Origin of the sequence: Nocardia sp. NPDC004568 (genome assembly GCF_040609955.1) — a bacterium.
In the GTDB taxonomy this organism is placed as follows: domain Bacteria; phylum Actinomycetota; class Actinomycetes; order Mycobacteriales; family Mycobacteriaceae; genus Nocardia.
On record NZ_JBEXLL010000006.1, the window covers coordinates 46,029 to 64,884 of the forward strand.

At 69.0% G+C, this 18,856-nt stretch carries 18 protein-coding genes; 4 read left to right on the top strand and 14 right to left on the bottom strand.

The annotated features are described in order from the left end of the window. The first annotated feature begins 158 nt into the window (after nt 1–158). Nucleotides 159–1,403 carry a cytochrome P450 gene (locus ABZV91_RS04930; protein ID WP_355235530.1) on the top strand — a complete coding sequence of 415 codons (1,245 nt, stop codon included), beginning with the start codon at nt 159–161 and terminating at the stop codon, nt 1,401–1,403. 111 nt (nt 1,404–1,514) lie between these two features. Here ABZV91_RS04930 and ABZV91_RS04935 read toward each other — a convergent pair whose 3' ends face one another. The 7 genes from ABZV91_RS04935 to ABZV91_RS04965 all read right to left on the bottom strand — a co-directional run bounded on the left by ABZV91_RS04935 (nt 1,515) and on the right by ABZV91_RS04965 (nt 9,402). Next, the gene (locus ABZV91_RS04935) at nt 1,515–2,507 is read right to left on the bottom strand and encodes a hypothetical protein (protein ID WP_355235532.1); all 993 of its coding nucleotides are present in this window, start codon (nt 2,505–2,507) and stop codon (nt 1,515–1,517) included. A 69-nt stretch (nt 2,508–2,576) separates the two neighbouring features. After that, a complete protein-coding gene (locus ABZV91_RS04940) occupies nt 2,577–3,452 on the bottom strand; it encodes a hypothetical protein (protein WP_355235535.1) in 876 nt (291 codons plus the stop codon). Between the two features lie 383 nt (nt 3,453–3,835). Beyond that, the gene (locus ABZV91_RS04945) at nt 3,836–4,588 is read right to left on the bottom strand and encodes a L,D-transpeptidase (protein ID WP_355235538.1); all 753 of its coding nucleotides are present in this window, start codon (nt 4,586–4,588) and stop codon (nt 3,836–3,838) included. Between the two features lie 119 nt (nt 4,589–4,707). Beyond that, the gene (locus tag ABZV91_RS04950; RefSeq protein WP_355235541.1) at nt 4,708–6,819 is read right to left on the bottom strand and encodes a glycogen debranching N-terminal domain-containing protein; all 2,112 of its coding nucleotides are present in this window, start codon (nt 6,817–6,819) and stop codon (nt 4,708–4,710) included. Beyond that, entirely contained in the window at nt 6,816–7,967 is a 1,152-nt protein-coding gene (locus ABZV91_RS04955; RefSeq protein ID WP_355235799.1) for a glycosyltransferase family 4 protein, read from the bottom strand. Before ABZV91_RS04955 ends, ABZV91_RS04950 begins: the two co-directional genes overlap by 4 nt. A gap of 269 nt (nt 7,968–8,236) precedes the next feature. Then, on the bottom strand, nt 8,237–8,521 hold the full coding sequence (locus ABZV91_RS04960) for a hypothetical protein (RefSeq protein WP_355235544.1): 285 nt from the start codon (nt 8,519–8,521) through the stop codon (nt 8,237–8,239). A gap of 218 nt (nt 8,522–8,739) precedes the next feature. Further along, the gene (locus tag ABZV91_RS04965; RefSeq protein WP_355235547.1) at nt 8,740–9,402 is read right to left on the bottom strand and encodes a cyclodeaminase/cyclohydrolase family protein; all 663 of its coding nucleotides are present in this window, start codon (nt 9,400–9,402) and stop codon (nt 8,740–8,742) included. A 130-nt stretch (nt 9,403–9,532) separates the two neighbouring features. Between ABZV91_RS04965 and ABZV91_RS04970 the strand changes: the two genes are divergently transcribed. Further along, nucleotides 9,533–10,573, top strand: coding sequence for an LLM class F420-dependent oxidoreductase (locus ABZV91_RS04970; RefSeq protein ID WP_355235550.1), 1,041 nt, complete (start codon nt 9,533–9,535; stop codon nt 10,571–10,573). A gap of 64 nt (nt 10,574–10,637) precedes the next feature. On the opposite strand, the gene ABZV91_RS04975 is transcribed toward ABZV91_RS04970, so the two are convergent. The 7 genes from ABZV91_RS04975 to mftR all read right to left on the bottom strand — a co-directional run bounded on the left by ABZV91_RS04975 (nt 10,638) and on the right by mftR (nt 16,449). Beyond that, nucleotides 10,638–10,976 carry an STAS domain-containing protein gene (locus ABZV91_RS04975; RefSeq protein ID WP_355235553.1) on the bottom strand — a complete coding sequence of 113 codons (339 nt, stop codon included), beginning with the start codon at nt 10,974–10,976 and terminating at the stop codon, nt 10,638–10,640. A 46-nt stretch (nt 10,977–11,022) separates the two neighbouring features. Continuing rightward, nucleotides 11,023–13,353 (bottom strand): SpoIIE family protein phosphatase, encoded by a 2,331-nt coding sequence (locus ABZV91_RS04980; RefSeq protein WP_355235555.1) that lies wholly within the window; start codon nt 13,351–13,353, stop codon nt 11,023–11,025. A gap of 16 nt (nt 13,354–13,369) precedes the next feature. Further along, nucleotides 13,370–14,014, bottom strand: coding sequence for a SpoIIE family protein phosphatase (locus tag ABZV91_RS04985; protein ID WP_355235558.1), 645 nt, complete (start codon nt 14,012–14,014; stop codon nt 13,370–13,372). Beyond that, nucleotides 14,007–14,432, bottom strand: coding sequence for an anti-sigma regulatory factor (locus tag ABZV91_RS04990; protein ID WP_036513668.1), 426 nt, complete (start codon nt 14,430–14,432; stop codon nt 14,007–14,009). The genes ABZV91_RS04985 and ABZV91_RS04990 overlap by 8 nt, the downstream gene beginning before the upstream one ends. Continuing rightward, nucleotides 14,410–14,799, bottom strand: coding sequence for an STAS domain-containing protein (locus tag ABZV91_RS04995; RefSeq protein ID WP_030521383.1), 390 nt, complete (start codon nt 14,797–14,799; stop codon nt 14,410–14,412). The genes ABZV91_RS04990 and ABZV91_RS04995 overlap by 23 nt, the downstream gene beginning before the upstream one ends. A 12-nt stretch (nt 14,800–14,811) precedes the next feature. Then, nucleotides 14,812–15,714 (bottom strand): STAS domain-containing protein, encoded by a 903-nt coding sequence (locus ABZV91_RS05000; protein ID WP_030521382.1) that lies wholly within the window; start codon nt 15,712–15,714, stop codon nt 14,812–14,814. A 117-nt stretch (nt 15,715–15,831) separates the two neighbouring features. Beyond that, on the bottom strand, nt 15,832–16,449 hold the full coding sequence (gene mftR, locus ABZV91_RS05005; RefSeq protein ID WP_355235563.1) for a mycofactocin system transcriptional regulator: 618 nt from the start codon (nt 16,447–16,449) through the stop codon (nt 15,832–15,834). Nucleotides 16,450–16,741: 292 nt separating this feature from the next. Here mftR and mftE point away from each other — a divergent pair, with 292 nt between their 5' ends. Together mftE and mftD are read left to right on the top strand one after the other, a co-directional pair. Further along, on the top strand, nt 16,742–17,443 hold the full coding sequence (gene mftE, locus ABZV91_RS05010) for a mycofactocin biosynthesis peptidyl-dipeptidase MftE (RefSeq protein ID WP_355235565.1): 702 nt from the start codon (nt 16,742–16,744) through the stop codon (nt 17,441–17,443). Beyond that, on the top strand, nt 17,440–18,657 hold the full coding sequence (mftD, locus tag ABZV91_RS05015; protein ID WP_355235568.1) for a pre-mycofactocin synthase MftD: 1,218 nt from the start codon (nt 17,440–17,442) through the stop codon (nt 18,655–18,657). The genes mftE and mftD overlap by 4 nt, the downstream gene beginning before the upstream one ends. The last annotated feature ends 199 nt before the right edge of the window (nt 18,658–18,856 follow it).

The window sequence follows — 18,856 nt, forward strand, 5'->3', positions numbered from 1 at the left end:
ACCCCGCGCGCCGTAGCACCGGGCCGACCGCGTCTGTGCGGGGGATGCGTGGCGCTGCGAATTCCGGTCGGCCGCGCCGGGTCAGGGGTAGAGTCGCGAGCTCAGCCCGGCGGCCGGATCTCCGGTCGCGAGACCCATCGCGCAGGAACCACAGACGTTTGAATATCGAGAGCACACCCCTACCTCTTACGGGACCACGGGACTTCGCCGGCCCGCGCATTCCGCTCTACTCGGATGAGTACGCCGCCGATCCGCACCGGGTGTACCGGGACATGCGGCAACGCTTCGGCTCGCTGGCTCCGGTGGAGCTGGCGCCGGGCGTGCCGGCCACCCTGGTGATCGGCTACCACGCCGCTCTGCAGATCCTGCACGATCCGGACCATTTCCCCGCCGATCCGCGGGTATGGGAACAGAGCGTCCCCGCCGACTGTCCGGTGCGCCCGATGATGGAGTGGCGCCCGAATCCGATCCGCAGTGCCGGCAGTGAGCACACGCGGTACCGCTCGGCGGCCGCGGCGGCGCTCGGCAAGATCGATCTGCATCGCCTCCACGCCACCGTGGAACAGGTCGCGATCCCATTGATCAACTCGTTCTGCGAGGTCGGCCACTGCGATGTGGTCAGCCAGTACGCCCTGCCGCTGGCCTTCGCCACCCTCAACGCCACGCTGGGTTGCCCGCCCGATATCAGCCGGCGCGCGGCCACCGGGATGGCGGCGCTGTTCGACACCGTCGATGCCGAACGCGGCAACCGGATGCTGGCCGAGGCGCTGCTGGAGCTGACCCGGCTCAAACGGGCCGAACCCGGCGACGATGTCACCAGCCGGCTGGTCGAACATCCGGTGCGACTGGACGACGAAGAGATGATGCACCAGTTGGTGACGCTGTACGGGGCGGCGATCGAGCCGCCACAGAATCTCATCGCGAACACCCTGTTGCTCATGCTGACCGATGAGCGGTTCGCGGCGAATGTACTGGACGGAAGCCTGTCGACCCGGGACGCGCTGGACGAGGTGCTGTTCAACGACCCACCGATCGCCAACTACTGCTTCAGCTATCCGCGGCAGCCGATCCTGATCGACAATGTATGGCTGCCCGCGCATCAGCCGGTGGTGATCAGTATGGCGGCCTGTAACAACGATCCGGCGATCCGCACGGGGAGTGTGCTCGACAACCGTTCCCATCTGGCCTTCGGGATGGGCCCGCATGCCTGTCCGGCACGGCCGGTGGCGGTGCTGATCGTGCAGGAGGCGATCGACCAATTGCTCGATGCGCTTCCCGAACTGGAGCTGGCGGTGCCCGCTGCCGAGTTGCAGTGGCGGCCGGGCCCGTTCCACCGGGCACTGTCCGCGCTTCCGGTCACCTTTCCGAAGAGCCCGCCGATCCGCGTGGCCGGTATGCACTAGCTCGGTGGTTCGGTCACGAGGTTCGGGTGTAGAACCCCACCGCCGAGGACGCGCGGGCTCACGGCGAAGGCCGGTGCGGTCGCGCCGGCTCGGGGGGCGGGAGCGCACCGGTCACATGGCGCGATGCAGTTCCAGAAAATCGCCGACGGTGCGCCGCGGTGTCGGCGGTTGCACCGCCGAGGTGGGCGCGATGCCCACCCGGACCACGATCTGTGGGACCGCGGGCCCGGGCAGCAGAGTCGCGATGGCGCGGCGGCTCACCGGGACCTCGGTGATATGGGTCAGTGGGCAGGTCGCCAGCCCGGCGACCGTGCAGTCCAGCAGTACCGCGGACAGGGCTTCCCCCGCGCGCAGCCAGTCCAGGGGGCTGTTGTTCGCCGAATCGAGTACCAGCAGCCGCGAAGCATCGGTCAGCTCGCCGCGCCGCAGCGAGGGCGGCGCGGTGGGGAAGGCCCGGCCCACCCCGACCTGAGCCGCTTCCGCCGCCGAGACCAGGGCGGAGATCGGCACACCGTCGGCGGGGGAGTCGTTACCCGCCCACCAGTGCAGTTCGTTCAGATACTGCGGATCGTATTCGCGCAGCGCCGCCGACCGAGCCGAGGCGGCGGCCAGGCGGAGCCTGGCGGAATCGCCCAGTACCTCGAGCTGGGCCCCGCGGGCCTCGGCCGCCGCGCGCAGGCCCGGCTCGACCCGGTCCCACGCCCGGGGCGGCAGCATCGGCAGCCGGTCGGTGTAACGCTGCTCGATGGCCGCGGCGCGGGCCCGGACGGTATCGGAGACCGCGGTGGCCGGCGCGAAATCCACGGTGGCGAGGTGGTCGGGCGCAGTATCGGGTAGCCGGATCACCCCGGTCTCCCAGCCTGCCGCCGCGAAGGCGGTCCGGGTGTGGTCGAGGATGGCCCCGCAGCTGATGGTGAGCTGCCTGCCCTGCGGGTCGGCCGAGAACAGTTGCCGGCTGGTGTCACGGTGCAGATGCAACCGGTGACCGTCGAACACCCAGCGCCACGGTTGCGTATTGTGCACCGACGGCGCGCGCCGAGCGAGGGACAGCGCCGCCTGCACTGTCGGATGATCGGGCACCCGGGCCGTACCGATGGCGTCCATCCTCCGAGTCTGCGCCTCGCGGGCGCGCCGGGCCAGCCTCGTTCGCCGATCCGGGCCGAATCGTGGCACTCAGGGCATGGGGCCGATACCGGTGATCAAGGTCCGGTCACCGATTCGCATCGTCGTGACCAGTTGTGGGTTGTATCCCAGCGGCGCCGCCCCGGGCCGGTACTCGGTGACGGTGACGGTGTACTGGCCGACGAACGCGCCGGGAGCGATTCGGACGCAGTAGGTGGTCCCCTCCGGGATGGTGTCGATACCGCGTTGGATATCGGTGGCCGGTGGGACGGCGGCGTCCCCCGCAACCAGCGCGCGGGCCTGTTCCCCGGACCGGGCGACGTAGTAGGCGTGCTGGAACCCGAAAATGGCCGAGGGGCCGGAATCGGTGCCGCCCGGTTCGTTGCCCTGCACGGTGTTACCGACCCGTTCGGCCACGCAGTGCGGGTCGGCGCCCGGGGCGGCGGGCACTGTGGCGCTGGGCACCGCCGCGGCGGGGGCGCGCGGTTCGTCCCCGCCGACGATCGCGAACTGCACGTACGCGGCCGCGCCGAGGGCCGTGACCCCCGCGACTCCCAGCAGCACCGGAAGTACGCGGCTCCGGCCGGATGCGGGGGCCGTGGCGCGGACGGGCGCCGGAGTGGTGTGGTCGGGCGGGGTCAACCGCCGGCGCAGCCGTTCCCGGGCGCCCGCGGGGGAGGTGTCCGCAGGGGGTGCTACAGGCTCGGCCTCGGCCGCGATCGGGGCCCCGGTCGCCGGGGCGGGCCCGGGCGGTGGTGGGGTATCGACGGCGAGAGGTGGGACCGCACCGGAATCCACGGCCGCGGCTTCGGGTCGGGCCGGGTCGGCGCTTGCCCGCGCGACCCAGTCCGACCAGGAGCCCTCGTAGCGGGCATTACCGCTGTCCCATCCCGGCAGCCGGAGCACCGGGATGGGTTCGGTGGGCATCGAATCGGCCGCTACCGCCGAATCGCCGTAGTGTGGGAGATACAGGTCCGGATGCGGGGCATATGGATCCGGGTCGGCGTCTCCGGACGCGGGCGCCGGGTACGGGCTCCGCTGCCCGGGTGGGTCCGGGTGGCCCGGGTGATACGGGTCCGGATTCGCGTTTCCGGGTTCCGGTGGCGTGCGCGGGTACCGCTCCCGGGGTGGCCCGGTGGGGTCCCGGGGGTACTGTTCCCCGTCGGCGGGACCCGAGGGCGGTCGATCCATGGCGCGGCCCCCTTCATCGGTTCACGACGCGCGATCGCTCTTCATTGTTCTAGTGGATCGGCAACCGGACCGCAGCGCGCGGCCGGGCACCGGGCGCGGTGGGCGCGTCCGGTGCCCGATCACCAGTGGATGTTCACCGGATCGCCGATACCGACGTTCTCGTAGTACCACGAGGCGTCGCCGGGAGCCAGATTGATACAGCCGTGACTCACATTGGAATTGCCCTGCTGATCGACCGACCAGGGCGCAGAATGGACGAAGACACCACCCCAGGTGAGCCGCTCGGCCCATTCTCCGTCGATCAGGTAACCCTCCGGAGAATCCAGGGGGATACCGATGGTCCGCGAATCGAAGATGATGTTGCGGAACTTCTCCAGCACCGGATAAGTGCCGGTGGGCGTCTCGTAACCGGGTTTGCCCATGGACGCGGGCATGGTCCGCGCCACCAGACCGCCCATGCTGACGGTGAACGTGTGGGTGGACATGTTCGCGTCGGCGATCACCCCGGCATTGGTCTGGAACTGGGTACGGCGGTCACCGAAATTCACGGTGAGCGTGCTGTTCGCGGGCAGATACCCCTCGGGTGTCCAGGTCAGTTCCCGGTCACCGCGCCAGCTGTAGGCGCCGGGTAGCCGATCGCCGGCGGTGACCGACAGCGAGTGCTCGGCGCGGACCCGGTCGGTCACCGCGTCGGAGAACCTGACGGTAACCGGATGGGCGATTCCGACGAGAGCGCCGTCGGAGGGAGTTACCGAGGCCACGGGTGCGGGGCCGGGCGGATCGATCGTCATGGCGTGCGCCCCGGCGGGGGCGACGGCCAGCGAGAGTGCGATCGCGATCGCTAGGAACAGGTGCCGGGCAACGAAATTCATGGTTCCACCCCTTACGGACGACTGGTGGACAGACGTCCATCCTAAGGGGCCATGATCAACTCAACCACCCAAGATATCGTCCCGGCACCCGTTCGGGATGTAGACACACCGCGTGATTGCTATTCGGTGACGAGTTCCCAGTCGTCGGGCAGCCCGTGGACATGCATCGTCGAGCCCTCGGCGTGGATGCTGACCGTGGCGGAACCCAGTCTCAGGTCCGTCAGGCCCACCTTGCCCCACTCCCGCGGCAACTGCGGGGTCACCCGCAGGACACGATGCGGTACACACGGCGACAGTCCGAGGAAGGACCGCACCAGCAGCAGCGGCGCCGCGCTCGCCCACGCCTGCGGGGAGCAGGAGGTGGGGTAGGGCACCGGCGAGCGGAACTCGGTCCGGGCGAAACCACAGAACAGTTCCGGTAGCCTCCCGCCGAAGTCGATGGCCGCGTCGAGCAGGCCGGTGGTGAGGCGCTCGGCCAGGTCGGATGCGCCGGCGATATGCCGGTACCGCAGCAACCCGGCGACCGCGATCGCGGTGTCGTGCGGCCACACCGAGCCGTTGTGGTAGCTCATCGGGTTGTAGGCGCCCATTCCGGCGGCCAGGGTGCGCAGGCCGAAACCGCTGTCCATGGACATATCGGCCAGCCGTTCGATGAGTTCGGCGGCGCGTTCGTCGGAGACGATGCCGGTCCACAGGCATTGGGCGGCGTTGCTGGTCAGCGAGTCGACCTGGTTCTTCTGCCCGTCCAGGGCCACGGCGTACCAGCCGTTCTTGTCGACCCAGAACGCCCCGTCGAACCGGTCCTTGAGGTTCTCGGCCTGCTCGCGTAACCGGGCGGCGGTGCCGGTGTCGCCGAAATGATCGGCGAGCTGGGCACGGGCCAGCCGGGCCGCGTACACATAACCCTGGACCTCGCACAGTGCGATGGACGGTTCGGCCAGATGGCCGGACGCGTCGTTGATCGCGTCGAAGCTGTCCTTCCAGCCCTGGTTGCTCAGGCCGCGATCGGTTTTCCGGCGGTATTCGACGAACCCGTCGCCGTCGGCGTCGCCGTATTCGTCGATCCAGGCCAGGGCCGCGTCGGCGGCCGGGAGCAGTTCGCGGACCACCTGGTCGCCCGCGCCCCAGCGCCAGCATTCGGCGAGCAGCATGACGAACAGCGGCGTCGCGTCGACCGAACCGTAGTAGACGGTCCCGCCGAGGACCTGGCCGCTGGCCGGGCCGTGCCGCATCTCGTGCATGATGCGACCGGGCTCTTCCTCGGTGATCGGATTGACCTTCGTGCCCTGCAGATCCGCCAGCCGGCGCAGGGTACCGACGGCGAGCGCGGAATCCAGCGGCAGCGCCATCCACGACGTGAGCAGACTGTCCCGGCCGAACAGGGCCATGAACCACGGGGCGCCCGCGGCCACATACGCCGGAGCGCCGTCGGTGCTGCCGTCGATACGCAGCGCGCCGAGATCGCTCTCGGTGCGCTGCAGCACCTCCGACAGGGCCGGATCGGTGGCGGTGAGGTCGGTGGCGGTGGCCCGCCACGCCTTCAACCGGCTGATCGGGCTGTCCTCGTCGTCGCCGAATGCCATCGGCACCCGGCGGTGCGACATGACCGGATGGGCCAGGATCTCGGTATCCCAGCGCCCGCGGGCCGGCACCACCACCTGCCAGGTGATGGTGCCGGGCAGCATGACCGCCCCGGCGGTGGCGCTGATGGTCAGGCCGCGTCCGGGTTCGGCATGGTCGGTCAGGTGCAGATCGCCGTCGACGGCATTGTGCTCGGCGCCGCCGCCGTGGTTACGGCCCTCCTTGACCGCGAAAAGGTCCGCGAAATCGGAATCGACGAACAGGGTGATGGTCATCGCCGTGTCCTCGTGCCCGAGGTTGCGCACGGTGATCGTTTCCTTGAGCCCGTTGCCGATGAGTCGCCGGCGCACCACCAGCACGGTGCTGTCGGCGACTCCGGCGCGCGGGGGTTTGCGCAGGATGAAGCGGCCCTTGAAGGCTTCCGGCGTGAGCACCGTCAGATGTTCCGCCGGTTGCCCGTCCAGGCGCAGCTCCCACCGTGAGATCACCCGGGAGTCCCGGTAGAACAGGCCCTGCGAGGTGCCGGAATGAATATCGCCGAGAGGGTCGGACAAACAGAAAGTGCTCGCCTCGACCAGGGTCACGGTCCCCCCGCCGCCATTGATGGCGGCGGGTTGGCCGGAGTTGAGAATTCTCGGCGGTGCATTCATGCCCTACTCCATACCGGTGTCGTGCCGGCGTCGGCGCGAATCTCGGGTACTGCAGTGCGACGCGTACCGACGGCGGTCAATGCCTGGGCGCTGCTGTGGGCTTCGTCCCACGCATCGAGTATGCGGTAGTAGGCCGTCTCGTACCCGGCACCGAGCTGATCCACGCCGAAATAATCCTCGACACGCCGTCGGCACGCGTGCGGGTCCAGTTCACCGGCCCGCGCGATCGCGGCGGGGAGTTCGTCTGGGTGATCGCAGATGAAGCCGGTGACCCCGTGCTCGATCACTTCCTCGACCGCGCCGCCCCGCAACGCCACCACGGGGGTGCCGCAGGCCATGGCCTCGATCATCACGATGCCGAACGGTTCCTCCCAGCGGATCGGGAACAGCAGGCAGCGCGCGCCCGCGAGCAGCTCCCGTTTGGCGACCGCGTCGGCTTCCCCGAAGACGTGGTCGGTATCGGTGAGCAGGGGTTCGATCTCCTGAGCGAAGAACGCCTTCTCCGGCGGCTCGTTGCACTTACCGGCGAGGATCAGCTTGATCCCGGCCTCGTGTGCGGCGCGCAACGCGAGATGGGGACCCTTGTAGGAGGCGTAGCGGCCGAGGAACAACGCATAATCCTGCTTCTCGGTCCGGAAGGGCCATTCGCTGGGCCGCAGCGCATTGTGCACCCGGCCGATCCAGTTGAAACTCGGCGCCAGTTCACGCTGCCGGTCACTGATCGCGACGAGGCGGGTGTGCTCGTCCAGGGCGCCGTAGTACTCCCACATATCGTTGTCGACCGGTCCGTGCACGGTGACCGCGGTCGGAATGCCCAGCGCCTCGTAGGCGGGGGCGTTCAGCGGGCCGGCGAAAGTATGGTCGTGGATGATATCGATATGCCGGGAGCGGGCCAGTTTCTCGACCACGCGCCGCACCTTGAGCGCGTTGACCACTTCCGGGAAGGGATCGCCCAGCCGCTCGGCCTGCGTACTCTCCCAGACCGGGACGAATTCGGCTTCGGTACCAGGCTTTCCGGCGCCCAGTAGCGTCACCCGGTGACCGCGCGCGATCAAGGTGTCGGCGAGTTCGGCGACCACGGCCTCGACGCCGCCGTATCCGGCCGGGGGGACATCGAAATAGGGCGGGGCCACCAACACGATGTTCAGCGGGTGGTTCCGGCCGTTACCACCGAACCCGGCGTGCCGCGGTTTTCGCGCCGGAGTATCCGATTCGGATGCCGCATTCGTGAATATGGTGCTCAACTCTTCCTCCTCTACTGGTGACCGCGCGGCATACGCCAATCGCCACCCGGCCAATGGGTGGAGCTGCTAGAGAACCATTCGGTGTGAGTTCGTAGCGCTATCGAAAGCGCGCCGGAATACCCGGCGCCGGAAAGAGGCGTGGCGGGCAGCTGTTTCCCCCCGCCACGCGGGAATCAATCGCCGTAGTGCGCGGACCGCCCGGGCGAAATGCCGAATATGGGACGATCCGGGGCGGCCGAAGCGACGGCCAAGGTGAGACGGGCCCGTCTGCGGACCTGACATTCGGGAGAACAGAGTCGATGGATATCGTGCGCGCGCCGGGCCTGGCCGAGCGTCAACACTCCTGGATCCGCCGAACAGTCGGCGATATTGGATACGACTCCGTGTTCGGTGATGACATCGATACCAGGGTCGGAAAGTTCCGCCGCGACCGGAGCCGATGTGTACCCGATCCTCACCGTTACCTCCTGCACTCGTCGAGCTGGGGCAAACAGTTCCCCGGCCGCCGGTGCCCCGCCGGCCGGTCTAGCTGCTCGAGCCTGGGTCGAGCGGTGGAGCAGTGTGAATATCAGGAACGAAGCCCATTCTACGCGTGCTCCGTTCTGCACTTGATCTCGAATAATCCCAGTTCGGCATAAACCTGGTTAATTTCGCACGTGCTGTTTGTGTACCCGAATCACCCGCCGCGAACCGCACGAAGTACCTCTCGGTGCAGTGTTTCGGCGCGATCGGTGATTTCCTCGATCCGCACCAGCACCTCGGCGAAAGCGGCGGCGTGCTCCTCCGGAAGGGAGACGACATTGATCTCGATATTCAGCTGTGAGGTCACCGCCGCGGCCCGCGCCGCCGCGGCGGCCGCGCCGATATCGGTGACCACGTTCGGGTTTCCGATCGGCAGCAATTCCTCTGCCAGAGTGAGGATCTCGTCGGCGGCGTCGATCACCGCGGCGGGGACCCGGGCGGCCTCCAGCAGCGCTTCGTGGATCGCCGCCGACCGCTCGGCGGCCTCGCTGTCGCTGCTCTTGGGCAGCTTGTAGGCGGCGCCTACGGCGGTGAATGCCTCGGCGTCGGCGTCGGCCAGGGCCAGTGCGCGCTCGCGGGCGGTATCGGCGGCGGCGACGATGCGGTCGATCGCCGGCCGATGGTCGGTGTCCTTGGCCCGGGTGGTGTAGCGCGCGACCATGGCGACCAGCGCGGCCGCCTGTGCGGCGTGCAGCGCGGCCACCGCGCCGCCCCCCGGGGCCGGCACCTTCGCCGCGAGTTCGCCCAGGTAGTCACCGATCGGTGCACCCCCGAAACCGCTGGCGGTGTGCTGTGGCGATTGGGTGGGCTCCGACACGATTCGACCTTTCTCGATCATAATTGCCACAAGTTAGCTACGTGGTGCTCTCTGCTATCGGGTTCAACCTACCGCGTCACCCGGCGTGGCCGGTGCGTGGCCACCCCGTAGCCGGGTTTATGTTGAGGGCATGCGGATCGGATTGAGCATCAACTACTCGGGTGGCTTCACCGAGGCGGCGGCCGAAGTGGCCGATCTGGAGCGTGCCGGACTGGACATCGTGTTCGTGCCCGAGGCGTACTCCTTCGACGCGGTGAGCGCTCTGGGCTATCTCGCCGCCAAGACCTCCCGGTTGCAGCTGGCATCGGGGATCCTGCAGCTCTACACCCGCACGCCCACACTGACCGCGATGACCGCGGCGGGGCTGGATTTCGTCTCCGACGGCCGGTTCGTACTCGGCCTGGGTGCCTCCGGCCCCCAGGTCATCGAGGGATTCCACGGGGTGCCCTACGAGGCGCCGATCGGACGGACCCGCGAACTCGTGGAGATCTGCCGCAAGGTCTGGCGCCGGGAACGGCTGGAGTACCAGGGCAAGTACTACCAGATCCCGCTCCCCGCGGGGACCGGCACCGGACTGGGCAAACCGCTGAAGCTGATCAATCATCCGGTACGCGAACGCATCCCGGTGCTGCTCGCCGCGCTGGGCCCCAAGAACGTGGCCTTGGCCGCCGAGGTCGCCGAGGGCTGGCAGCCGATCTTCTTCCTGCCCGAACGCGCCGAGGCGGTCTTCGGTGACGCGCTGCGGGCCGGAAAGGCCCGGCGCGACCCCGAACTCGGCCCCCTCGACATCTACGCCGGACCGGCGCTGGCCATCGGTGAGGATGTGGAGCCGTTGCTCGGGTTCGTCAAACCCATGCTGGCGCTCTACATCGGTGGAATGGGCGCCAAGGGCAAGAACTTCTACCACACCCTCGCCACCCGGTACGGCTACGGCGCGGAGGCCGACCGGATCCAGGAGCTGTACCTGGCGGGCAAGAAGGACGAAGCGACCCAGGTGGTTCCGGACGCGCTGGTCCGCGATATCTCGTTGATCGGACCCGCCGGCTACGTGAAGGAACGGGTCGCGGCGTTCGCCGAAGCCGGGGTCACCGTGCTCAATGTGGCGCCGCTCGCCGCGACCCCGGCCGACCGGGTCAAGCTGATCGAACAGTTCCGCGCGATCTGCGACTGATCCGGCTCCGGAAACGGCTCGGGCCGGCGGATCGATTCCGCCGGCCCGGTGCGCTGTGCGCGGTTCAGCCCGCCCGGAAGCCCGCCAGGGCCGCGTCCAGCGTCGTATGCAGGGCGAAGACCTGGTCCAGGGCCGTCATCTTGAGCTGCCGGCTGGTGGCCGGTCCATCGGCCACCAGGGCGATCGTGGTCTTGTCGCCGGCCCGCTGATGGGCGGCGACCAGCGCGGCCATCCCGGCCGACGCCAGGAAACTCACAGCGGCCAGGTCGACGACCAGGCCGGCCGGTTCGGCGTCGAGGGCGGCGTCGATCGCCGTCTCCAGGGCAGGAGCCGTGGCGAGGTCGACCTCCCCGGTCACCGTGAGCACGGTGACACCGGCGTGGTCGGCGACCGAGGTCGTCATCGTATCCGTGAGCGGATTCGCGTCTGGAGGAGTATTGGTCACATCTTCACAATCTGCCATGAGTCTCTCGATCTCGCTGCATCGTATCCCCGCCGGACCGCTTCCCCGTCCCGCGCAGGGCGCTGGCCACCGGGAACGTGATCGCCGGGAGCGTGACCGACATCCGTACCCGGGTTCCGGGGCCCAGGTGGTGATCTATTTCGAGTTCTTCGGTGAGCGCCCGCATCATATCGATTCCGCGACCGCGCGGCCCCGGATCGGCCGGACGCGGACGCCAGGTCCCGGTGTCGGTGGTCTCGATGACCACCCGGTCGCCTACGCATTCGGCGGTGAGCACGACCCGTTCGGAGTCACCGCCGCCGTTGCGATAGGCGTGCTCGATACTGTTGCTGCACGCCTCGTTGGTGGCGGCCACCAGATCCGAGGTCAGGTTGTGCGGTACCGCCGCGGACGACAGCCATGCTGTCAGCGTACGACGCAGCATGACCAGCCGGTCCGGTCGGGCCGGTACATCCAGCCGGAGCGGGGCGGGCGGCTGCCGGTAGACCACCATGGCGATATCGTCGTCGTAGCCGCCCTCGGGCCGCAGTGCCGACAGCACCGAGTCGGCGACCTGGCGCGGTAGCTTCTCGGCGGTGTCGGCCAGGATGGTGGCGATCTTGCTGAAACCCTCGTCGATATCCTCACCGCGGCGTTCCACCAGGCCGTCGGTGAACAACACCAGGGTAGACCCGGGTGGCAGCGGTGTGGTGGCCTCCGGGCGGCGCGCGGTCTCGAAGGTGGCCAACGGCACCGACCGGCCGCCCTCGAGCATCCGCCCGGTCTTGTCCACATCGGCCAGGATGGGTGGCATATGGCCGGCATTGCTGTACCGCACCAGTCCGCGCACCGGATCCAGCACGGCCGCGCAGACGGTGGTGCACAAGGCGCCGGGAATCCGGGCCGCCACCGGGTCGAGTTCGGTGAGCAGCTGGGCCGGACCGGCGCCACGCAGCAGCAGCGCGCGGGCCGCGGTACGCAACTGACCCATCACCACGGCCGCGGACAGACCACGGCCCACACAGTCGCCGACCACCACACCGATGGTGCCGTCGGGTAGCGGGACCACGTCGTACCAGTCGCCGCCGATCTCGAGCGGCGGCAGGGCCGGTTCGTAGTGCACCGAGAACCGCGGCGGGAGTTCGATGGGGCCGAGCATGGCGCGTTGCAGGGTCAGCGAGGTGGAGCGCGCCTGATCGAAGTTGCGGGCCCGCTGGACGGCCAGGCTGAGATGACCGATGAGCAGTGAGAACAGCGTCCAATCGGCGGCGTCGACGACCCGCGGGACCGCGAAGCGCAGCCACAGCGCGGCATCGCTCTTCTCGCCGAGCGGCGCCACGATGCCCTGTGCGCTGCCCGCGCCCTCCGGGACCGCGATGAGCGTGCGGCCGGGCCGCACCCGGGCGCGTTTGAGAATCGCTTCGGTCGCCGGCTCGAGCCGGGAGCCGGCCCCGGCGGCCGGGGGGTTGCCGGAGATGTAGACCTCCGGCGCGGTGAGCCCGGCCCAGACCGCCACCACCGCGGTCTCCGCGCCGACCGTGCGCCGCAACTCGTCCAGGCCCACCTCGAGGACTTCGGCGACCGTGGTGGCCGAGGCCAGCGCGGTGGCCAGCCGGTTGGCGGCCTGGTCGCGCGCCTGGGCGTCGTGCTCGGCGGTGACATCACGGACGGTGCCGACGAAGATGTGCTCCTCGCCGTCCGGCTTGACCAGCGCACTGGTACTCACCCCGATCCAGCGGCGACGGCCGTCCCGATGCTGGATCGGGACCACGAAGCGGGACGCCTCGGTGCCCAGATCGGGGTAGCGCGGACCCTCCGGGATCGACCAGGGATGCGGCAGGGGATAGGGCACACCGGCCGCGCCGTAGCCGGTGAGCTCACCGAACGCCTTGTTCACCTCGATGATGGAGCCGTGGGCGTCGGCGACGAAGAACCCGTCCTGCAGCGATTCCACCAGGGCGGTGCGGAATTCGTCGCGCCCGGCCAGATCGTCGGCCCGGGACCGCTGCTGCTCGTACCGGCGGGTGCCGTCCAGGTAGCCGCGGGTGGCGACGTCCAGTGTGATCAGGGTCTGCAGCAGGAATTCGAGGGCGTCCTCGGCGAGCGGACTCTCCGTACGGCCGCCATCCCGCGGCCCGGCCGTCTCGCCGGCTTCGGCCTGTACCTGTTTCACCACCCGGAAATGGTGCTCGGTGAGATCGAGCAGGCTGATGCCCTCGACCAGCGCCCGGCGGCCCAGCTCGTGCCCCACGGCCAGGCCGTCGCCCTCCGGGTCGGCGAGGTGGCGGCGCAACGCGTCGGCGTAGGCGTCGAGGAATGCCGCGAGCACGGTACTCATCGCCGGCCCCGCGGGATCACGGCGCTTCCCGATGGGCGGTCCCGTTCGACACGCCCCGCACCCGGGCCGCGAGTACCAGGGCGTCGTCGGTGTCCTTGGCGTGCCGGCTCAGCAACTCCTGGGCGATATCGGCGGTGGATTTCGCGAGGTCCACGCCCTGACCCGGTTCCGCCTCCACTCCGTCGGTGGACATCAGCAACAGATCGCCCGGCCGCACCGGTACCGTCTGTGGTTGCAGGGTGGACGGCAATCGGTATCCGACGATCCCCCCGCTCTGCAGTGCGGTGGCACTGACCTGGGGGCCGGTGGGGCCCTTGGTCAGCACGATCGAGTCGATATTTCCGACACCCAGCCACTGCGTTTCCTCCGCGCCGAACAAAGCCAGGGTGACCGCGGCGCCACGGGTATCGGACATGGCCCGATGGCACAGCACCATCAGCACGTCCAGTGGCTCGGCGCGGTTCTCGGCGAGCACCCGGGTGGCGCGGTCCACCGCGGCGGCCGCGGCCGCTCCGTGGCCGAGACCGTCGAGTACCGCGAACAATACGGTGCCGGTACCGGTGTCCAGGACGACACACCGATCCCCGGACACATCCTGTCCGGGGAGGGCGCGGCCGGCCATCGCCCATTCGATCCGGCCGATGTACCCGTCCTCATGCACCGTGGGGTACCCACTTCCACATCTCCACCAAGGTTCCTCGGCCGGGCGCGGATTCGATGGCCATACCGTCCATCAGCCGTTTGGCACCGGGGAGACCGAGCCCCAGGCCGAGGCCGGTCGAATAACCGTCCTCCATGGCCCGGGCGATATCGATGATCCCGGGACCCTGATCCTTGGCCTGGACCACCAGGGCGCGGCGGCCGTCGCGCTCGTCGACCTGTAGCCGGATCTCGCCGCTGCCGGCGTAACTGGTGATATTCCGCGCGACCTCCGAGATCGCCGTGGAGATCATGGTCCGGTCGGTGAGCGTGAAGCCGAGTTCCTCGGCCAGCTCACGCCCGGCCTGACGTGCGGTCACGATGTCGTTCGACATCTTCACCGCGATAACCACCTGTTCAGCGGGCACTGTCACGACCATCTCGGTGCTGGCGCCGCGAAGCCTTGTGGTTCAGCCAGGCCAAGCCCTCCTCGAGGTCCAGCGCGGTGTGCATGTCCTCGAAGGTGAGGCCGAGTTGCACCATGGCGAAGGCGACCTCGGGCTGCAGGCCCACGATGACGGTTTCGGCGCCACGCAACTGGGTCATATGCGCGATGGTGCGCAGTGATCTGGCGGCGAAGGAGTCCATCACATCGATGGCCGTCACGTCGACGATGATGCCCTGCGCGCGGTATTTGCTGACCTGCTTCATCAGGTCGTCCTGGAGGCGTTCGGTATCGGCATCGGTCAGCGCCGACTGCACCGACGCGATCAGATATGTGCCCTGTTTGAGGATCGGTACTGGCATAGTGGTGCCCGGTCAGCGCGAATCGCGTTCGCTGCGCTCGGTCACTCTGGACACTTCATAGCCCAGTAACCGCTCCGCTTCCTCGATACCGCCCTGCAGATCGCCGACCGCGTTCATCTTCGACAGGTCCAGACCGATGGTGACCAGTGTGAGCGCGATCTCCGAGGACAGGCCGGTCATGATGACACTGGCACCCATCAGACCCGACGCGTCGACCGTCTGGACCAGGTGGTTGGCCACCGTGGAGTCGATATCGGGCACACCGGTGATATCGATGACCACGACCTTGGCGCGATTGTTGCGGATGGCGCGCAGCAGTTGTTCGGTGAGCTGCCGGGCGCGCTGGCTGTCGAGTACGCCGATTATCGGCAGGATCAGCAGTTGTTCGCGCACCTGCAGCACGGGGGTGGACAGCTCGCGAATCGCTTCCTGCTGCTGCCGGATGACGCGCTCGCGCTCCTGCACGAAGGAGACGCCCACCGTGTTGGCGATCCGGTTGGCCGCCGGTTCGTAGGCGTCGAGTACCGCGTTCAGTAATTCGAAATTGGACTGGTACTTCTCGAACAGCGAGCGGGCCAGCACGTCGCGCAGAAGCAGCACCATGCCGAGGACCTCGTCGGTTTCCACCCCACGCGGAATGATGCGCTCGGAGAGATCGCGGGCGTAGGCCTGCAGCGCCTCGACGCTACCGGTCTCGAGCACCTCGACGTAGTTGTCGTAGACCGACGTCGCCTCGGAGAAGACCTCCTCGGGCGTCATCGCGGTGAGCAGGCGCGCCTCGGTGATCCGGCGGGCCCACTCCTCGCGCAGCGCGGTGCGGTTCTGGCGCAGATGTTCGACGAGCTGCGGAAGCAGATTGTCTACGGGTCCCGCAGCCAATGAGTCCGCCGAAAGGCCCATGGACACCTCGGACATGTAACTTGTGCCCCTTTCGACGGCGGTCGGGTACATCATAGATTTTCCGGCGGTCGTGCCGATACCGAGCCTAGTCATACCCCCGCGCCCATATCGGTGAAACCTGCCGGTCCGGTTCTACCGCGCCGATGTGAGCGGGGTCGCTCCGGGGGTGGCGAAACCCTGTTCCAGCGCCGCCAGTGCCCGATCGAGGTACACAGTGAGGTCCGCGTCCGCCCGGGCGAGCCACGCGTCGAAGGCCGCCCGGGCGGCGGCCAGTGTGGTGCGGCCGACCGCCATCGGGAGAAGTGAATCGGCGGGTTCCCCGAGCCGGCCGGCGGCGAACTCGCCCACCGCCCGCTCCCACGCGTCGTAATGGGTGCCCGCCGTGGCGGCCAGCGCCGGCACGGCGGCGACCAGTTTCATCCTCATGCGCAGTTCGGGGACGTCCTCGGCGCGGTACCGGTTGGCATTGACCACCACCCGCCGGACCGCCGCCATCATGGGTTCGGCGTCGGGCACGGTCGCGAACGCGGCGCGGAGCGCGGTGACCTCGTCGTCGAACGAGTACCAGAGCACCTCCGCCTTCCCCGGGAAGTACCGGAAGAAGGTGCGTCCGCTGATCCCGGCCGCGGTGGCGATCTGTTCCACGGTGGTCTCGTCGAAGCCCTGTTCGCTGAACAACCGCATCGCGATCAGTTCGAGTTCGCGTTTGGTGGTTCCGCGCGGGCGGCCGCGGGAGTGCTGTGGTGTCACGCGGTAATACTGCGCTGCTGCCACTGTGTTCGGGACGGTACCCCTTGTTTTCCCGCCCCCCGCCTGCGATCTCGCCGGGGGAGGCCCTGACGTTCCGGCGGCCTGCGAGCCGGGCCGACGCCGCGTGCGGTTGCCGGGGCCGCGTCGGTCCCGGCGCTGCGTCGGCGTCGGAACCCCGGTCGGGGCGAGACGACCTCGCACTTCCTGGGCAATCGGTCGGGGTCGTACTCTGCGGGCCACTCCCGTATGCGGGCCTATTGATTATGTCAGTGACTGACGTTAATCTCGGCCCATGAAGGTGGCGGACCTCACATCGCCCGACGTGGCCGCGTTACGCGCCGCCGCGCCGGTATTGGTGGTGCCGGTGGGGGCGACCGAGCAGCACGGGCCGCACCTGCCGCTGTCCACCGACACCGATGTCGCCGTCGCGCTGTGCGCGGGTGTGGCCGTGCGCTGTCCGGAGGTGCTCGTCTCCCCCGCGATCGCCTACGGCGCCAGCGGTGAGCACGCCGGATTTCCCGGCACGCTGTCGATCGGATCGGCGGCCCTCGAACTGCTCATCGTGGAACTGTGCCGTTCGGCGACCGCGACCTTCGAGCGGATCGTGCTGGTCAACGGGCACGGCGGCAATATCGAGGCATTGCGCCGGGCGGTGGATCTGCTGCGGCGCGAATCGCGCGATATCCGGCTCTTCCTGCCGCGCCACGACGGTGACGCGCACGCCGGGCGGACCGAAACCTCGCTCCAGCTGGCGCTCGACCCGGACTGCGTCCGCGCCGACCGCGCCGAACCCGGCGACACCCGGCCGCTCGCCGACATCCTGCCGCGGCTGCGGACCGGCGGGGTCGCGGCGGTGAGTGCCAACGGCGTCCTCGGTGATCCGACCGGCGCCACCGCGGCCGAGGGCGCCCGGCTGCTCGACCTGCTCATCTCCCAGTTGTACGACCAGATCCGGCAGTGGTGGCCGGAACCAGTGGAAAGGATCCGACCATGAATCCGTGGTTCGAAACCGTCGCCGAAGCGCATCGGCGCGCGAAGAAACGGCTGCCGAAATCGGTGTACGGCGCGTTGGTTGCCGGTTCCGAACGCGGGCTGACCATCGACGACAACCAGGCCGCCTTCGGCGAACTCGGGTTCGCGCCCCATGTCGCCGGACCGATCGGCGAACGCGACCAGTCCACCACCGTGCTGGGTCAGCAGATCTCCATGCCGGTGATCATCTCGCCCACCGGCGTCCAGGCCGTACACCCCGACGGTGAGGTCGCGGTGGCCCGTGCCGCGGCGGCCCGGGGCACCGCCATGGGGCTCTCCTCGTTCGCCAGCAGATCGGTCGAGGAGGTCGTCGCCGCCAACCCGGCGACCTTCTTCCAGCTCTACTGGTGCGGCAGCAAGGACGATATCGCCGGGCGGATGGCGCGCGCGAAGGCCGCGGGCGCGAAAGGCCTGATCCTCACCCTCGACTGGTCGTTCTCGCACGGCCGCGACTGGGGCAGCCCGGTGATCCCGGAGAAACTCGACCTGAAGACGATGGCGAGTTTCGCGCCGCAGGTGTTGACCAAACCGCGCTGGCTGACCCGCTATCTGAAGTCGGGCTCGCTGCCCGACCTCACCGCGCCCAATATGGCGCTGGGCGAGGCGCCCGCACCGGGTTTCTTCGGCGCCTACGGGGAATGGATGGGTACGCCCCCGCCGGACTGGGCCGATGTCGCCTGGGTCTGTGAACAGTGGGACGGGCCGGTCATGCTCAAGGGCGTGATGCGGGTGGACGACGCGCGGCGCGCGGTCGACGCCGGGGTGGCCGCCATCTCGGTGTCCAACCACGGCGGGAACAACCTCGACGGCACTCCGGCCTCCATCCGCGCTCTCCCGGTGGTGGCGGATGCGGTGGGCCACGAGATCGAGATCCTGCTGGACGGCGGGATCCGCCGCGGCAGTGATGTGGTGAAGGCCGTGGCGCTCGGGGCGCGGGCGGTGATGATCGGCCGCGCGTACCTGTGGGGTCTGGCGGCCAACGGCCAGGCCGGAGTGGAGAACGTGCTCGATATCCTGCGCGGCGGAATCGATTCCGCGCTGCTCGGGCTGCGCAAGACCGCGGTCACCGACCTGGACCGGTCCGATATCGTGATCCCGGAGGGATTCGAGCGCCGGTTGGGCGTGGACGCGTCGGCGCAGCTCCGGATTCCGGAATCGGCCGCGGAAGCGGTGTAGGGCGGTCACCGCGAATCGTGGAACGGAGCCGCATCGCGGGTCGTGCGCCGGATCGGACGGTCGCCCAGCGAGGCGGCCGCCGGGTTACGATTTAGGTTTGCCTAACTCGAGGTGGTGCGGCCGCCGGTCGCTAGGCTCGCTGTGCCAGACCCCCGGCGCAGTGGCCTTCACCGGCGGCTGCGTCGTGTTCGACCCGCAG

Bases quoted from the DNA above. Each gene is read 5' to 3' on its own strand.
- ABZV91_RS04950 (WP_355235541.1), bottom strand. From the start codon at position 6,819: ATGAATGCACCGCCGAGAATTCTCAACTCCGGCCAACCCGCCGCCATC.
- ABZV91_RS04995 (WP_030521383.1), bottom strand. From the start codon at position 14,799: ATGCCAGTACCGATCCTCAAACAGGGCACATATCTGATCGCGTCGGTG.
- ABZV91_RS04970 (WP_355235550.1), top strand. From the start codon at position 9,533: ATGCGGATCGGATTGAGCATCAACTACTCGGGTGGCTTCACCGAGGCG.
- ABZV91_RS04935 (WP_355235532.1), bottom strand. From the start codon at position 2,507: ATGGACGCCATCGGTACGGCCCGGGTGCCCGATCATCCGACAGTGCAG.
- ABZV91_RS05000 (WP_030521382.1), bottom strand. From the start codon at position 15,714: ATGTCCGAGGTGTCCATGGGCCTTTCGGCGGACTCATTGGCTGCGGGA.
- ABZV91_RS04945 (WP_355235538.1), bottom strand. From the start codon at position 4,588: ATGAATTTCGTTGCCCGGCACCTGTTCCTAGCGATCGCGATCGCACTC.
- ABZV91_RS04980 (WP_355235555.1), bottom strand. From the start codon at position 13,353: ATGAGTACCGTGCTCGCGGCATTCCTCGACGCCTACGCCGACGCGTTG.
- mftE (WP_355235565.1), top strand. From the start codon at position 16,742: ATGAAGGTGGCGGACCTCACATCGCCCGACGTGGCCGCGTTACGCGCC.
- ABZV91_RS04990 (WP_036513668.1), bottom strand. From the start codon at position 14,432: ATGGTCGTGACAGTGCCCGCTGAACAGGTGGTTATCGCGGTGAAGATG.
- ABZV91_RS04940 (WP_355235535.1), bottom strand. From the start codon at position 3,452: ATGCCCACCGAACCCATCCCGGTGCTCCGGCTGCCGGGATGGGACAGC.
- ABZV91_RS04975 (WP_355235553.1), bottom strand. From the start codon at position 10,976: ATGACGACCTCGGTCGCCGACCACGCCGGTGTCACCGTGCTCACGGTG.
- mftD (WP_355235568.1), top strand. From the start codon at position 17,440: ATGAATCCGTGGTTCGAAACCGTCGCCGAAGCGCATCGGCGCGCGAAG.